Genomic DNA, 14,651 nt, shown 5'->3' on the forward strand with positions numbered 1-14,651 from the left:
GTATGTCCCGCATTGGCGGCAAGAACTTCGATATCGCCCTGGGCGACCTGCAGGTGCACGTCGAGTCCTGCACCCTGGATATCACCGACAACAGCGCCGTGGCGCAAACCCGGGGCGTGCCTGATGGCTATGTCGACGGCGACGTGACGGCCAGCGGTGAATTCGAGTTCGACAGCATGAACTTCAACCTGCTGATTGAGGCCGCCCGCACTGCCGGCAGCTTCCGCCAGCTGAGCGTCTTCGACACCGTGTTTTTCGGTTCTGCAGGTGACCAGGAGCTGAAGGTGGAGGCCTTCGGCTGTCGCCTCAAGGTTTCCAGCCTGCTCAGCGTCGACCCCAAGGGCGGCGAGAAGTCCAAGCACAAGGTGCCGTTCGACGTCACCAGCCCGGACTTCATCCACATCAATGGCGTGCCGTACCTGGCCGCGTCCGAGATCGAGGGCCTGAGCTGATGGTTTGCCCGTTCGATCGCGCACAAGCCCTGGAACAGCGTCAGCGTGACCAGGCGATCGCCGCCGCCCTGGCCAACGCGCCGTCGAGCGGGCCGAGCCTGACCCATTGCGAGGACTGCGACAGCCCGATCCCGGAGGCGCGCCGCGCCCTGGGTGGGAAGACGCGCTGCGTGGCCTGCCAATCCACTTTCGAGAAAGGGGGCCAGCGATGAGCGCGAATCAAGCTGCCCAGGACACCGCCATTGCCGTTGCCAAGGCGGCACCCGCGATCGGAGTGGCCGCCACCGGCGCGACAGGCACCGTCGACTGGTCGTCGGTCGCCTACATGCTGACCGCGCTCTACATGGTGCTGCAGATCCTGCTGCTGGCCCCCAAGTACCGGCAGATGCTGCGCAACTGGAAGATCAAGCCATGAGCCTGCGCAACAAGATTATCACCGGTTCTATCACCCTGGTGCTGGGCAGCAGCACGCTGATGGCGTTCCTGGGCAAGTGGGAAGGCGAGGGTCAGAACGTGGTCTACGCCGACAAGCTGGCACGGGGCCTGCCGACTGTATGCATGGGCGTCACCCGCCATACCAGCCCTTACCCGGTGATCGTGGGCGACTACTGGTCCCCCGAGCGCTGCGCCGAGGTGGAAAAGCTGGTGGTCGAGAAGGGCCAACTGGCCCTGGCCGACTGCCTGACCAACCCCAACATCACCCAGGACACGTTCGACGCCCTGAGCAGCCACGGCCACAACGTCGGCGTGCCGTCGACCTGCGCGAGCCGCGCCGTGGGGCTCATCAACGCCGGGCGCATCAAGGAAGGCTGCCGGGCGCTGGCTTGGGGCGCCGATGGCCGCCCGGTCTGGGCGTACGTCACCGACGCCAAGGGCAACAAGCGGTTCGTGCCCGGGTTACATGCTCGCCGGCTCGAGGAGGCGCAGCTATGCGCCGCCTGATCCAGCAGGTCCTGGGTGCCTTGCTGCTGGCCGGCGCCACCTGGTTGCTGTTCGACCGGGTCCTGGAGCAGCGCGACACCGCCCGATCGGAGCGCGACCAGGCCCAGGACGAGGCGGCAGGCCTGCGCGAAGCCGCCCGTATCACCGGTGAGCGGCTGGCCCAAGCCGCCGCCCTGGACAGCAAACACACCCAGGAGCTGAGCAATGTGCTCAAGAACAACCAGGTTCTGCAGCGCGCTGTTGATCTTCGCGATCAGCGGCTGCTCGTCAAAGCCAGTTGCCCCAACGCCGCAGTGCGCACCGATTCCGCCGGCGCCGGCGTGGCTGATGCAGGAACCGCCGAACTCGCAGCAGACGCTCGACCGGATTATTTCACCCTCCGCGATCAGCTCGCCCTCAGCCGGCAAATGATCCTCGGCCTGCAGGAGCGCGAACGCAGCTTCTGCACCAACACCCCAACCACTACTGGAGCAACACAATGACCGACCGCCGCGAGATCACCCTGGAACTGGGCGAACAGGAATTCACCTTCACCCTGACCCCGGCCGACGTGACCAAGTATTTCAACAGCCTGAACCAGAACAACAAAGTCGCGCCGGCCAACAACCTGCTGGTCACCACCGTGGACCAGGAGCAGCGCGCCACCCTGAAGCCATTCCTGGGCAACCCGGTGATGACCATGCAACTGGCCGGCGCGCTGCTCGAGGAGTACGGCCCGAACGTTGAAATCATCGTAAAAAAGTCCTCGAGCACGCTGACCGCCTGACCGAAAACGGCCTGGGCCAACTGATGGCCATCACTCAGCGCTGGCTGCCCGGCGCTGAGCCGTCGATTGAGAACATGGGTCTGGCCAAGTGGCTGGACGATGAACACTGGAGACGCATGGAGATCGCCGTGGCCAACGGCATCGCCCATGCACTCAACGGATAACCCCCCATGGCTGACCGCTCCTCTCGCCTGGACTTCATCCTGGCACTGACCGACAAGGTCACCGCGCCGATCGGCAAGGTGAAGACGACCTTTTCCGACCTGGCGGACCAGAGCCAGGAGAACTTCAAGCAGATGGGCATCGGCCTGGCGGGCGTGACCGGCAGCTTCGTCGCCATCAACGCATCGCTCGAGCCCGCGCTGGAGATGAACCGCGCCCTGGGCGACGTCCGATCGCTGGGTGTAGCCGAGAACGCCCTGGAGTCGCTGAACGCCAAGGCCCTGGAGTTTTCAGTTGCCTACGGCGAGAACGCCCAGGAGTTCGTCGCCTCGGCGTACAAGATTCAGGGCGCGGTCGAAGGCCTGGCCGGCACCCAGCTGGCCACCTTCACCAACACCAGCGCCGTGCTGGCCAAGGCCACCAAGGCCGACAAGGAAGTGATGAGCGAGTACGTCGGCACGCTCTACAACCTGCAGAAGCAGCAGGCTGACGCCATGGGCGCAAACCAGTGGGTCGAGAAGTTGGGCGGGCAGACAGCGCTGGCCACTCAGCTATTCCGCACTTCCGGTGAAGCCATGAAGGACGCCTTCAAGGAGGCCGGCGCGATCGCCACGGCCTCCGGCGTCGACCTGGCCGAACAGATGGCGGTGATCGGTACCCTCTCGTCAACCATGGAAGGCGGCGACGCCGGCGGGCGCTACAAGGCGTTCTTCGAGAACATCGCCAACGCCGGCGACAAACTGGGGATGAAGTTCACCGACGCCAATGGCAAGGCCCTGCCGATGCTCGACATCCTAGGCAAGCTCGAGGGCAAGTACGGCGACCTCAAGGGCGCGGCGGCAAACACCAAGCTGGTGGAGGCCTTCGGCGGCGAGGGCGCCCAGGTGATCGGCGCCCTCGCCGCAGATACCGGACGGCTGCGCAACGGCATCGAGCAGTTGGGAAAAGTACACGGGCTCGAGCAGGCCGAGCGCATGGCTAAGGCCATGGTTGACCCCTGGCAGCAGTTCGGCGCCGCAGTACAGGCCCTGCGCATCGCCTTCGGCCAATCGCTAATTCCCGTGCTTACCCCACTGATGGACCGTCTGGTCGGCATCGCCAGCACGCTGACCCGCTGGACCCAGCTGTTCCCCAACATCACCCGCGTGATCGGGTTCGCTACGCTGGCTATCCTCGGCATGGCTGCCGGCATGGGCCTGCTCACCTTCGCTGTAGGCCTGGGCCGGTCGACCTGGTTGTCCCTGGTCACGATCTGGAAAGTGCTGACCTGGACCGGCTGGAAGAGCATCGCGATGTTCCTGTACCACACCGTGATGTTCACGTTGTTCGTGGCCGGCATGGTCGCCATGTACACCTGGATGGGCCTTGTGCGCGTGGCGATGCTCGCCTGGCAGGGCGTGATCTGGCTGGTGAACGCGGCCCTCAGTGCGAACCCGGTTGGGCTGATCGTGATCGGCATCGCCGCGCTGATCGCCCTGGTGGTTGCGGCAGTTGCCTATTGGGACGAATGGACCACGGCCCTCATGAACACCGCCGCGTTTCAGTTGATCAGCGAGCAGTTGCAGGCCCTCTCGGCATGGTTCGACACCATGGGCGGCTGGTCCGGCATTGCCAAAGCCGCCTGGGACGGCATCGTCTCGATCTTCCAGAACGCAATCAATGGCCTGATCGAACTCATCAACAAAATCCCCGGCGTGAACATCGAAACTCGCCTCGGTGACATGCCGACGATCCCCGGTGCCGACCAGGCGGCAATGGCTGGTGAGACCGCCAGTGTCTCGCAGAACGCCCAGCAGGCTCTTAGCGCCTCGGTACCAAGCCTTGCGCCGGCGCGACCCAACGCCGTGCCCAAGGGCGGGCTGCTGAGCAGCATCCAGAACACCAGCAACCAGACCAACACCGGCAACAAGGTGGAGAACGTGAACATCTACAACAGCCAGCCCATGGACGCTCAGCGCCTGGAAGGCATGCTTGAAATGGCGGTGGGTTGATGGACGGCCAGTACATCGACCTGCTTATCCAGGACAACGACCTGGTGTTGGACCTGGCCCGCCAGCCCGAGCCGATCGCCGACCGTGCGAGCATCGCCCAGGACATCGCCCACATGATCCGCGACAGCGGCCTGCTGATCACTCTGGTGGCCGAGCGTGACCGCTTGCGACAACGCGACTGCATCCAGCAGCTGGAGCTGCTGGTGGAGAACGACGAGCGCCTGGTGCCGGGTACCGCGCAGATCATCGAGCAGGAGCCTGGTGTGTTCCTGGTCACCGCCACCACCCTGGAGTTCGGCATGGTTGAAGTCAGCGGGGTGTCGGCATGAGCGACGTCGATTTCCAGCAGGCGCTGGCCGACGCCGGCATTCCGACCACCGAGGCGGGCCTGCGCCAAGCCTGGGAGGCGGAAGTGGCCGCCCAGGGCAGCAAACTGAGCAACACCAGCGCCTACTCGCCGTTCTGGCGGGTGGTTACCGCCCTGGTGACGAAGCCAGTGCTGTGGCTACTTGGCTTTGTCAGCGGTACCGTGCTGCCCAACTTCTTCGTCAAAACAGCGACCGGTAGCTGGCTGGAAATGCTGGCCTGGGCGGTGGATGTCACGCGCAAAGGCGCGACCAAGGCCACTGGCGTGATCCAGTTCACCCGCAACGCGCCGGGCGGAACGCTGGTGGTGCCTGCCGGCGCCGTGGTCCAGTCGCCGGCGATCAACGGGCGTGTCTACCAGCTGGTGACCACCGCAGAAGGCCAGTTCAGCGACGGCCTGATGCAGTTGGACATCCCAGTCGAGGCCGTCGAGGCTGGGTCTGGGTTCAACCTGGCCCCGGGTTACTACGCGATTCTGCCGGTGCCGGTTCAGGGCATCGCCCAAGTGGCCAACGGTGAAAGCTGGCTGGCTACCCCGGGCGCGGATCCTGAACCCGACGACGAGCTGCGTCTGCGCACCCGCAACCAGTTCAGCGCTGTCAACCAGTACCACACCGACGCCGTCTACCGCGCCATGATTTCGGCCTTCCCGGGTGTGCGTCCCGATGGCGTTTACTTCCAACATGGCGCACCGCGTGGCCCAGGCAGCGCCAACGCCTATGTGCTGTTCGACGCCGGCGTGCCGGCGGATACCTACCTGGCGCAGATCAATGCCCACATCCGCGACGAGGGCAACCACGGCCACGGCGACGACTTGCTGGTGATGGTCATGCCCGAGACGTTCCACGACCTGGTGGTGCAGCTGTGGCCCCGTTCCACCCTAACTTCCGAGCAACGCAACAAGCTTGAGGCGGATGTGGGCCAGTTCATCCGCGCCGCATTCCGGGAAAACAGCGAGTACACGGCCACACTGACCTACCCACAGGCGCGGTTCTCCTTCAGCCGCCTGGGCGAGGAGTTGCATCAGCAGTTCGCCGGCATTGAGTCGTTGCACTTCGAGAACGCCGACATCGTGTCGGAGCTGAGCATTCCGCGCATCCGGACGCTGCAGGTGGTGCCCCGTGATTAAGCTCGATCTGAAATTCTGGCTCGCCGGCACCGAGCTGACCAAGCTCAAGCTGGCCGCGCAATCCTGGTGGGAAAAGGTCGAAGGCTGGCTGCGCTGGCCGCTCCTGCAGCTCGACGCCGAGACCTGCCACCTGACCATCCTGGACCTGCTGGCCTGGCAGCGGGACATCAACCGCTTCAAGGGTGAGCCCGAGTCGCTGTACCGGCTCCGGGTCAAGCACGCCTTCGTCAACGCAGTGGACGCCGGCAGCACCGCCGGCATGAAGCGGATACTGGTGCGCCTGGGCGTCGGCTATGTCGAGATCGAGGAGCGCAAGCCAGACCGGGACTGGGACGTGGTCCTGCTCAAGCTCAGCAACAACCAGCTGGCCGACAACCCGGAGCTGCTGCGCGTTCTGATCCAGCAATACGGTCGCACCTGCCGCCGCTACGACTTCGTGACTATCACCCCCGTGACCATGGGCGTAGCCCTGGTGCACTTCAACGACGACCAGCAGACGCTCGTCGCACGCCTGTAGGAACTCCCATGGCAAGCATCACCCTTGCAGGCGAAAGCCTGATTGCACAAAAGCAGGCCGCGCAGCAGGCCCTGGTTATCAAGCGATTCATCTTCGCCAACGTTCCCGGGCTGGACCCGGCGGCAGCGGTCAACCGAGCCGCACCTAAGCCCGTGGCCGCGCAGATCGTGTACACGGCCAACATCGCCAGTGGTAACGCCGGGTACGTGAACCCGAATCAGGTGGTGTACAGCCTGCAGGTCGGGTCCGACGTGGGCGACTGGGATTTCAACTGGATCGGCCTGGAGTCGGCCGAGGGCGTGCTGTTCGCCGTGGCCTACGTGCCCCTGCAGCAGAAGCGCCGCAACAACCCGCCACTGCAGGTGGGCAACAACATAACCCGCAACTTCCTGGTGGTGTTCGACGGCGCGCAGTCGCTGACCGGGATCACCATCGACGCGAAGACCTGGCAGCACGACTTCACCGTCCGGCTCGCCGGCATCGACGAGCGCGAGCGGCAGAGTAACCGCGACCTCTTCGGTCGTGCCTGCTTCTTTGGCAGCGCCCTGCAGGTCGAGAAGGCAGGCGGGCTCTATCAACTGAAAGCCGGTACCGCGTACATCGAGGGGATCCGGATTGCCCGGACTTCAGCGCTCGCCTTCACTAAGCCGGGTGGATACCCAACTGGTGTCTGGGTCGACGTATCGCTGGCCCGGGACGGCAACGACATGGTGGCCAACGTCGTTCCTCTATATGGGTCAGCGGCGAACAGGTTGGACTACACCGACAGCGCCGGAGTGAAGCACTACCTGGTGCAGCTCGCAGACCTGACCAACGCCGACACCATCGTTGATCGCCGGCCATCCGAGCCGGTCACCGGGGCGCTGGTGACGCACTTTGCTGCCCGCACTGGGGACTATCCGGGGCTGCGTGCCCGGGCTACGACAAAGGACGACGTGCAACTGAGCAACATCCCGAACGCCATCAGCGACGACGAAGCCAGCAACAGCAGCGCGATCCTGGCCACTACCAAGGCGGTCAAGAGCGCCACGACGCTGCTTTGGAACGCTCTCGCGAACATCGTCGCTGGCGATACCGCCGTCGGACGTGCTGTGAAGCTGGCCACCGCCCGGGTTATCACGTTGACCGGCGCCGTCACTGGCTCTGTGTCATTCGACGGCTCGGGAAATGTGAGCCTGGCCACCACCGCCACCCAAGCCACGGAAGCAGTGGCCGGCGGTGCAAAGGTGGCAACCAACGCACAAACGGCGGATGGTACTGACGACACGACCTTCGTCAGCCCGAAGAAGCTGCGCTGGGGGCTTTCCGCGAGCTTCCTGGCCTCGGGATACCTGCTTCTGCCCAGCTGGCTCGGCGGCTTCATCTTTCAATGGGGGCGGATCAACGGCATCACCCACACCGCCGAGATCACCCGGGACATCACCTACCCGATCGCCTTCACCACCACGCTCCTGGGCCTACACCCGACCGTGATCTGCAACCAGCACTGGGCGGCGCAGATCACCGTCTACGTGGGCAACGAGACGCTGCAGGGCGCGCGGCTCTACATCGACAAGGACAGCGCCGAGACATCGACCATCGGCCTGTTCTGGTTCGCCATCGGAAAGTGAGGTAAGTCATGCAGTTCTTCTATTCGCGTTCCACCGGCGGCCTGTACCTGGACGGCGTCCACGGCGACGGTATCCCTGTCGACGCCGTGGCGATCAGCAAGGCCCAGCACACCGAGCTGCTCCAGGGCGAAGCTGCCGGTCGGAAGATCGTCAGCGACGCCGCCGGCGTCCCGTTCCTGACCGATCTGCCGCCATCAGCCTCGCATGTGTGGGTCAACGGCGCCTGGACTCTTGAGCCAAGCGGCCTGTATGAGCTGAAGCGCAGCGAGATCAACGCCGCGTGCGAACAAGCCATCATCGCCGGGTTCACCTCCTCGGCGCTCGGCGATAGCTATCGATACGACAGCGCAGTGGAGGATCAACTGAACCTGCAGAGCTGGGTCATTCGCAAGCAGGACACGGAGTATCCATGCGCCGGTCAGGACGGCATCGTCCGGTTCCGACCGCACACTGCAGCGCAGTTGCAGCGGGTCAGCGACGATTTCACCGTCTTCCGGCACGCGCTGCTGCTCCGGGCCAATGAGTTGAAGGGCCAGCTGGAGGAGGCCCTGGCGATCGGCGACGCCGGCGCTATCGAGGCGATCGCCTGGAGTGAACCATGACCTGGTCGCCGATCACGATGCGCTGGCCAGCGCAGTCCACCAGTTGGCTCGGCGACCTGGACGCAGCGAAAGCCCTGGCTGCTACCGAGCTGGCCAGCACCGGCCAGCGGCTCAGCGGTCTGGCAGACATCGCCACGACTGCGCCAGGCCCAGTCGGCGAAGCCGCCCAGGGCGCAGTGGCAGCCGGGCACAGTGCTCTCGCCGCCCAGCTCGGTCAGGTGCCGGCCTGCCTGGCGGTCACGCCGTTCCAGAGCGGTGTTGGCCAGGGGCGGGGCCATCAAAAGTACCTGTCGGCGCCGAACCTCCTGCAGCAGCTGGCCAGCAAGCTGACCGACGCGGGCGACAGCGCCCGGCCTGCCGGCGAGCAATACGCCCTGGCGGTGATGTTCCTGGGCACCCGATACGACCAGTTCGCCGACACCCTGGGGCGCTTCAATGCGCTGCTGCCAATCCCCGACCTTGTGCGCACCGAGCGGCGCGCCCGGCACCTGTCCATGCTCGAGCAGGAAAAGTGGGTGATCCCCAGCGCCGGCGCGCTCCCGCGCTGGTGCGCCCTGCCGCTCGAGCGCTGCACCGTTGTGAAGGCTGCCAAGCAGTCGATGGCCGGCCAGATCGCCGCCCTGGAGAGCTACGCCGACAGCTCGCCCATGGCGGATCTCGCCGGACTGGCTGGGCGCAAGGCCGAGAAGGCTAAAGCCCGGGACCAGAAACTGGCCGACCTGCAGGCGCTGCTCGCCGGCGGACAGACTGATGGCAGCATGCGCGCCCGTTTGATCGGCCCGGGCTCACCAGCGGATCTGCGCCGTGATCTGCTCCAAGGCGATGCTCCGGGGCACGAGTGGGTGCTGTCCGCCGGCGTACTCTTGGTCGGATCCCGCGAGGGCTTGAGCTTCGTGCGCGAACTGGTGGGCCTATGACCCTGATGCTCGATGGCCAAAAGATCCAGGGCAAGCGCATGAAGGTCACCGCGAACCTGCGCATCGAGGCCGACGATATGTCGGGCCAGACCAGCGGCACTGAGAAGGCGCACAAGGGCTTCAAGCCCAAGACCCTGACCGTATCGCTGATGATCCCTTACAAGGATGCTGCGGACCTGCGCGCCCTGATGAGCCTGGCCGAGGCCACCGCCGGCGGCGGGCAGCTCAAGACATACCGGGTCGTGAACGATACCGCCGCGGCCTTCGGGATCCGCCAGGTGCAGTTCGCCGAGGGCGTGAGCGCCCGGGAGGACGACACGCTGGCCCAGTGGGTCGTCCAGTTCACCCTGTCCGAGAAACTGTCGAACCCGGAACGCGTGGAAGGCCGGCGCAAGGCCAGCAGCACCACGGCGCAATCCGGCCCTGGCCAAGCAGTAGGCAGCGGTGCCGGCGGCAGCGGGAGCGACGGTAGTGGCGGCGAACAGGGCCTGACTGGCTTCGAAGCCGTGCTCAAAAAGGTGGACACGTACATCGGCGGTGGCTCATGAGCATGAAGCTCCACAAGGTGCTGAGTGTTGGCGGGGCCGTTCTGCCGCTGATCCAGGACGAGGTTCGTCTGCAGCTCAAACACCCCGGGCGGGCTTCGTTCACGGTACAGGCCGGCAACTCGGTCAAGGGCCTGGTAACGCTGGACATCGGCTACAACGAAAGCCAGCTGCAGCGCCACTTTATCGGCTACGTCGAGCGCAGCACCGCAGTAAACGGCCAGCAGCAGATCCTGTTCTGCCGTGAGCTGGCCACTGTGCTCGAGCAGCCGCTGCCGCTCAACCTACGGCACGTCAGCCTGCAGGCCGTGCTCGAGGAGGTCAGCCAGAAGACCGGGCTGCGCTTTCGTGTACCTGCCCAGGCCTACGCCCAGGTGAAGGCCCCGTACTTCTACAGCTTGGGTGGCGGCTACCAGGCCATGGACAACCTGGCCAAGGTGTTCAGCGTGCCGGACTTCATCTGGCAGCAGCAGGGCGACGGCGAGGTGTTCGTGGGCAGCTGGGCCGATAGCTTCTTCGGCACACGCTCGCCGTTGCAGTTGCCGATCGAGCTGTTCGATGGCTACCAGGGCAACCAGAGCGCCACGATCTCAGCCCTTCCCGGGCTGCGACCAGGCGCATCGATCAACCAGGGCGAGCGGATCACGAATGTGACGCTGGCCGGCAACCAGATGGCCATCCGATGGACAACGCAATCAAGCGCAGCGTAGAGCGCCAATTCCCCGAACTCACCGGCGGTTGCCACCTGCCGCGCTTTGGCCGCGTCGTGGCGGTACCGGACGCGCCAACGGCGTCCGGGTTGTGCGACGACTTCCGGCCGCGCTTCGGCGTCGACGTGGAGATCCTGCTGCCGGATGGCGAACCCGACCCTGACCTGCCGGTACTGACCGGGCTGCCGCTGCCGGCGCCGATGGGCGGGCAAGAGGCCGGTATGTTCGGCTTTCCCGAGGAGGGCACCACCGTGGTGGTGGGATTCGCCTACGGCCTGCCACATAAGCCCTTCATCCAGCAGATCCTGGCCAACGGGCTAAGCCTGCCCCGGGTACCGAAAGGGGACCAGGTCTGGCAGCACAGCGAGGCCTGTCAGCAGCGCGTGGACGCGGACGGCAATTGGCTGCGCCAAACGGACGGAAAGATCCAGGATAAGGCGATCGAGCGCGAGGTTGAGGCCCTGGCCAACGCCGAGCAGTTCCAGAGCCACACCAGGAGCGTGGACGACCATTCGACCGAGACGGTGGGTGGAACCAAGACGCTCGAGGCACTGGGCGCGCTCAAGCTGCTTTCGGGCGGATCCGCGAGCCTGGCCGCGATTGATGACCTGCACCAGGCGACGGGCCGCGACCTCAACCTTGTGGTCGGACAGACGCTCAACACGACGATCGGGGGGGACCTGCAGGAGCGCATCGAGGGGATGCGCCAGAGCGTCACGGCGGGTAGTCAGCGGCTGCAAGCGTCAAAGACGTGGCTGGGGTCTGAGGGGGTGAACGTGCTGCAAGTGCTGTGCGACCTACTCGACTTGGTGCAGGAGATGAATACCCAGCTGGCGGGGCACGTTCATGGAATAACACCACCACCTAAAAATGCTGAAGCTTTTGTGAAAGCCGCGTCCGACTCAATGGGTTTAATGTTAAAAATTGACTCCATCAAACTCCGATAGCGCCCTAACCAATTAGAGCGCCATTTAAAGCGGGGCAGTTAAAAGCACCAGCTAAGAGATGCATGACACACAGAAGCCTCTACCTTGGAACCACATCACTACTTAGGTATCTCCTATCCATATTCTGAATAGGCTGATTTTTCTCTTCCAGCTCTATCCTGACATCATCCCATTCAAGAGAAAGCGACAGTGGTCTGCTGACTGCAGAGAATGCAGCCAGCCCAAAACTTTCACCATCGTTAATAGCTGCATATTTATCAGTATAATTCTGAATCACTTCCCGAGCCTCTCGCACCGAGCCTTCAATGAAGGAACGGACCTGCTCTTGCAGCTCGCTAATACACCCCATGTATTTCCTTGCAACCTGTTTCAGGTCTATCTTATCCTCCATTTCATTTAAGACTGATTTTTTGAACCCGGAATTCTCTCGAAGCCTATCTTTTAAAGAGTGCACTCCGATATTGAACACAAGCTTATCTGCCTGTTTATCTGCATTCATAGTCCATCTATTGGGATTGGTCACCGAGTGCACGGCATCAGCACAGTGAGTTATATGGCCTCGGAGAGCCTCAGCAAACCGATACTCCAAAGTTTCATCGTAGATTTTACTCCTCAAAGCTTCGACCATTTTTATCATGTGCGCTTTATCATCAACACACTTAGAGGCCATGCCAGGAATTAACTCCGTGTAGTTTTTTCCAAAAAATATGAAGTTTGCCACCCTTCTATTAAGGGCCGATAAAACTGTATAAGCCTTACTATAGTTGAAGGACGTATCTGTCAGGCTATCCATGGTTAGCAAAATAGCTTCACGCTCAAAGTCCATGAAATTCCCTAAAACAAGATCATATTTTTCCTCAATCGAAAGCGCTGCACTAAGGATGCTCCGTGACCTGACCAGCAACTTATATTCAGCCTCACTCACCTCGAGAGACTTCACAGGGCCCAGGAAATTTTGTTTCAAATAAAACTCATACTCGCCACTCAAGACTCTATTCCTTTTCCAAAAAACCAACTGCAAAACAGTGCGCGCAACTAAAATTTATTGAGCCCTAGCTTCTCATCCCTTACCTCGGCATTCTCAACCAGCCCAAAATAACAATATACCTGATCATTAGTAGCACCAATTAGCTCCAAAAGGTCCTTATTGGTGGTGTCAAAGTATGCACCTCTAACTACGTTCTCACACATATTCCATACCGTCATCGCTCGACTCGATAAATTTAGAAGCGCCAGAGAGTAGCTATAGAATGAAGAGACATTTGCTTCCCAGAGCTCAGGTAGAGCCTTGTTTATAATCTCGACTTCTGTAAGCAACTGCTGCACCCATTCCCTTTGCTCCTTACTAAACTTATGCGCTATATCGGAAAAGTACTCATTCAAATAGAGAGAGCTGATACTACCCGGGAGATTATGACGTGCAGGCTTTTTCTTGAAAGCGACGCACTCCATCAACTTGCAAAGTTCTAAAAGCAACTGGACCACTGAACCTTGTATCTGACGGACGTTCTCATCACAACACATAAGTTTATTTTTACTTGCTTGCCCCTCCTTACGCGAAGAGCTTAAATAATTTAAGTAAAAACCCAACAGCGCCCCGCATAGGGCAGATACAACTGGAATAAATTTATCCACAGTCAGCTTAACCTGACCTACCTGCATGTACTCAATACACTGCGAAAAGCTTTCAATATCCATATATCAGACGCTCAAAACTGAAATCCACATTTAAAATCCTATTCTGCTCCACTGTAACACCCCACTGTTTCCAACTCTGATCATAGGAGATTTTAGTACATCTGCCTTCAGGCGATGGGGCCTTACAAAGCATAAGCTTTCTTCAATACTAGCGAAAAGCTTGCCAACACGATGCCAAGCGATTTGAGAAAACTGGGAGCTGCGAAAAAAATCGGGATTGGGAATCACTTATCCCCCTCCCGCCGACGCGCTTTGCCTCGTAGAAAAGTGAAAAGGACCTGGTAGGTGCAACGGAGAGCTACAGCAGGCCCGGCGCGGGCCGCCGGGGAGGAAGGGGCATTGCACGCTGTGCAAGCATTTGAACAGGTATGCAATCAGGTACAGCTGCGAGCGTCCACATTACGTCCACACCGCCGACCGAAACCCGACCCGCATGTACGTACATATTCAATAAAATCAGCGTATTGCGGAGTTTTCACAACGGCCACAGGCATTTTTGTCGGGCTCATAATCCTTTGGTCCACGGTTCGAGTCCGTGTGGGCCCACCACCTTCAAAGCCGCGCATTGCGCGGCTTTCGTGTGTTTGGCAGCCGTACCCCGCCCCGACCCCAGATCGCCCCTTCATGCCAACTGCGACCACCTGCCCCATCTCGACAAAACTTATAAATAACTTATAATTCAACCTTGGGAGCAAGGTGAAATGGGCATGGGCACGATCATCTGGTCACGCAAGGCAGTCAAACAGCTCAGAAAGATCAACAAGGCCGATCAGCCCAAGATCTACGATGCCGCCCAGGCACTGGCTCACATGCCGAACGTCCAGAACGTCAAGACGTTGGTCAACCATCAGTATGGCTACAGGCTACGGGTCGGGAACTACCGCATCCTTTTCGACTGGGACGGCGGGGTGAAGATCGTAAATATCGAAGAGGTCAAGAAGCGCGATGAGCACACCTACTAACGTACAGATCATCAACGGGGCGGATGGCCGGCCAGCCTTCGTCGTGCTCCCTTACGCCGACTACATCTCCAGCCGCCCAAAGGATGACTTGGTGCCCAATGCAGTCGTGGGCTACATGGTCAAAGACGGTTTGACCCCCATCGGCGCGTGGCGCAAGCATCTGGACCTCACCCAGGCTCAAGTGGCAGAGCGCCTGGGTATATCCCAGTCAGCCTACGCCCAACAAGAAGCGGCCGAACGGCCACGCAAGGCTACCCGCGAGAAGATCGCGGCAGCGCTGGGTATACCGGTGCAGTCTCTGGATCTGTAGTTCGGGTCGCTCTGACCAGCGGCAA

The 14,651-nt window shown here is 61.6% G+C and carries 21 protein-coding genes; 19 read left to right on the forward strand and 2 right to left on the reverse strand.

The genetic code is table 11. The features are described from left to right. The first annotated feature begins 2 nt into the window (after window positions 1-2). Genes BMY03_RS14845 through BMY03_RS14920 form a run of 17 tightly spaced genes read left to right on the forward strand, consistent with a single transcriptional unit; the run spans window position 3 to window position 11,656 of the window. Window positions 3-452, forward strand: coding sequence for a phage protein (locus tag BMY03_RS14845; protein ID WP_094011494.1), 450 nt, complete (start codon window positions 3-5; stop codon window positions 450-452). After that, entirely contained in the window at window positions 452-664 is a 213-nt protein-coding gene (locus tag BMY03_RS14850) for a TraR/DksA family transcriptional regulator (protein ID WP_094011495.1), read from the forward strand. Before BMY03_RS14845 ends, BMY03_RS14850 begins: the two co-directional genes overlap by 1 nt. Further along, on the forward strand, window positions 661-867 hold the full coding sequence (locus tag BMY03_RS14855; RefSeq protein WP_094011496.1) for a hypothetical protein: 207 nt from the start codon (window positions 661-663) through the stop codon (window positions 865-867). The genes BMY03_RS14850 and BMY03_RS14855 overlap by 4 nt, the downstream gene beginning before the upstream one ends. Beyond that, window positions 864-1,394: a lysozyme gene (locus BMY03_RS14860; RefSeq protein ID WP_094011497.1), complete on the forward strand. Its 531-nt coding sequence runs from the start codon at window positions 864-866 to the stop codon at window positions 1,392-1,394. The genes BMY03_RS14855 and BMY03_RS14860 overlap by 4 nt, the downstream gene beginning before the upstream one ends. Continuing rightward, a complete protein-coding gene (locus tag BMY03_RS14865; RefSeq protein ID WP_094011498.1) occupies window positions 1,382-1,876 on the forward strand; it encodes a lysis system i-spanin subunit Rz in 495 nt (164 codons plus the stop codon). Before BMY03_RS14860 ends, BMY03_RS14865 begins: the two co-directional genes overlap by 13 nt. Then, the gene (locus BMY03_RS14870; protein WP_094011499.1) at window positions 1,873-2,160 is read left to right on the forward strand and encodes a putative phage tail assembly chaperone; all 288 of its coding nucleotides are present in this window, start codon (window positions 1,873-1,875) and stop codon (window positions 2,158-2,160) included. Before BMY03_RS14865 ends, BMY03_RS14870 begins: the two co-directional genes overlap by 4 nt. A gap of 23 nt (window positions 2,161-2,183) precedes the next feature. Next, window positions 2,184-2,324, forward strand: a complete 141-nt coding sequence (locus tag BMY03_RS26370) for a DUF6890 family protein (RefSeq protein WP_177182917.1) — start codon at window positions 2,184-2,186, stop codon at window positions 2,322-2,324. Between the two features lie 6 nt (window positions 2,325-2,330). Continuing rightward, complete coding sequence (locus tag BMY03_RS14875) at window positions 2,331-4,313, forward strand: phage tail tape measure protein (RefSeq protein ID WP_094011500.1); 1,983 nt, start codon at window positions 2,331-2,333, stop codon at window positions 4,311-4,313. Then, window positions 4,313-4,642 (forward strand): DUF2590 family protein, encoded by a 330-nt coding sequence (locus BMY03_RS14880; protein WP_094011501.1) that lies wholly within the window; start codon window positions 4,313-4,315, stop codon window positions 4,640-4,642. Before BMY03_RS14875 ends, BMY03_RS14880 begins: the two co-directional genes overlap by 1 nt. Continuing rightward, window positions 4,639-5,808, forward strand: coding sequence for a baseplate J/gp47 family protein (locus BMY03_RS14885; RefSeq protein ID WP_094011502.1), 1,170 nt, complete (start codon window positions 4,639-4,641; stop codon window positions 5,806-5,808). The genes BMY03_RS14880 and BMY03_RS14885 overlap by 4 nt, the downstream gene beginning before the upstream one ends. Then, complete coding sequence (locus tag BMY03_RS14890; RefSeq protein ID WP_094011503.1) at window positions 5,801-6,325, forward strand: phage tail protein; 525 nt, start codon at window positions 5,801-5,803, stop codon at window positions 6,323-6,325. Before BMY03_RS14885 ends, BMY03_RS14890 begins: the two co-directional genes overlap by 8 nt. Window positions 6,326-6,333: 8 nt before the next feature. After that, window positions 6,334-7,935: a phage tail-collar fiber domain-containing protein gene (locus BMY03_RS14895; RefSeq protein WP_094011504.1), complete on the forward strand. Its 1,602-nt coding sequence runs from the start codon at window positions 6,334-6,336 to the stop codon at window positions 7,933-7,935. A gap of 8 nt (window positions 7,936-7,943) precedes the next feature. Next, window positions 7,944-8,537: a DUF4376 domain-containing protein gene (locus BMY03_RS14900; RefSeq protein WP_094011505.1), complete on the forward strand. Its 594-nt coding sequence runs from the start codon at window positions 7,944-7,946 to the stop codon at window positions 8,535-8,537. Continuing rightward, window positions 8,534-9,454 carry a hypothetical protein gene (locus tag BMY03_RS14905; RefSeq protein ID WP_094011506.1) on the forward strand — a complete coding sequence of 307 codons (921 nt, stop codon included), beginning with the start codon at window positions 8,534-8,536 and terminating at the stop codon, window positions 9,452-9,454. The genes BMY03_RS14900 and BMY03_RS14905 overlap by 4 nt, the downstream gene beginning before the upstream one ends. Then, entirely contained in the window at window positions 9,451-10,002 is a 552-nt protein-coding gene (locus tag BMY03_RS14910) for a baseplate complex protein (protein WP_094011507.1), read from the forward strand. The genes BMY03_RS14905 and BMY03_RS14910 overlap by 4 nt, the downstream gene beginning before the upstream one ends. Further along, window positions 9,999-10,709, forward strand: a complete 711-nt coding sequence (locus tag BMY03_RS14915; RefSeq protein ID WP_094011508.1) for a hypothetical protein — start codon at window positions 9,999-10,001, stop codon at window positions 10,707-10,709. Before BMY03_RS14910 ends, BMY03_RS14915 begins: the two co-directional genes overlap by 4 nt. Continuing rightward, the gene (locus BMY03_RS14920; RefSeq protein ID WP_094011509.1) at window positions 10,682-11,656 is read left to right on the forward strand and encodes a hypothetical protein; all 975 of its coding nucleotides are present in this window, start codon (window positions 10,682-10,684) and stop codon (window positions 11,654-11,656) included. Before BMY03_RS14915 ends, BMY03_RS14920 begins: the two co-directional genes overlap by 28 nt. Before the next feature lie 79 nt (window positions 11,657-11,735). Here the strand turns inward: BMY03_RS14920 and BMY03_RS14925 are convergent, their stop codons facing one another. Both BMY03_RS14925 and BMY03_RS14930 read right to left on the reverse strand, forming a co-directional pair. Further along, the gene (locus tag BMY03_RS14925; protein ID WP_094011510.1) at window positions 11,736-12,644 is read right to left on the reverse strand and encodes a hypothetical protein; all 909 of its coding nucleotides are present in this window, start codon (window positions 12,642-12,644) and stop codon (window positions 11,736-11,738) included. A gap of 47 nt (window positions 12,645-12,691) precedes the next feature. Further along, the gene (locus BMY03_RS14930; protein ID WP_143067551.1) at window positions 12,692-13,354 is read right to left on the reverse strand and encodes a hypothetical protein; all 663 of its coding nucleotides are present in this window, start codon (window positions 13,352-13,354) and stop codon (window positions 12,692-12,694) included. A 707-nt stretch (window positions 13,355-14,061) separates the two neighbouring features. Between BMY03_RS14930 and BMY03_RS14935 the strand changes: the two genes are divergently transcribed. Together BMY03_RS14935 and BMY03_RS14940 are read left to right on the forward strand one after the other, a co-directional pair. Continuing rightward, a complete protein-coding gene (locus tag BMY03_RS14935; RefSeq protein ID WP_094011512.1) occupies window positions 14,062-14,316 on the forward strand; it encodes a type II toxin-antitoxin system RelE family toxin in 255 nt (84 codons plus the stop codon). Then, a complete protein-coding gene (locus BMY03_RS14940) occupies window positions 14,300-14,626 on the forward strand; it encodes a helix-turn-helix domain-containing protein (RefSeq protein ID WP_094011513.1) in 327 nt (108 codons plus the stop codon). Before BMY03_RS14935 ends, BMY03_RS14940 begins: the two co-directional genes overlap by 17 nt. The last annotated feature ends 25 nt before the right edge of the window (window positions 14,627-14,651 follow it).

The organism is Pseudomonas soli, assembly GCF_900110655.1.
Taxonomy (GTDB): Bacteria; Pseudomonadota; Gammaproteobacteria; order Pseudomonadales; family Pseudomonadaceae; genus Aquipseudomonas; species Aquipseudomonas soli.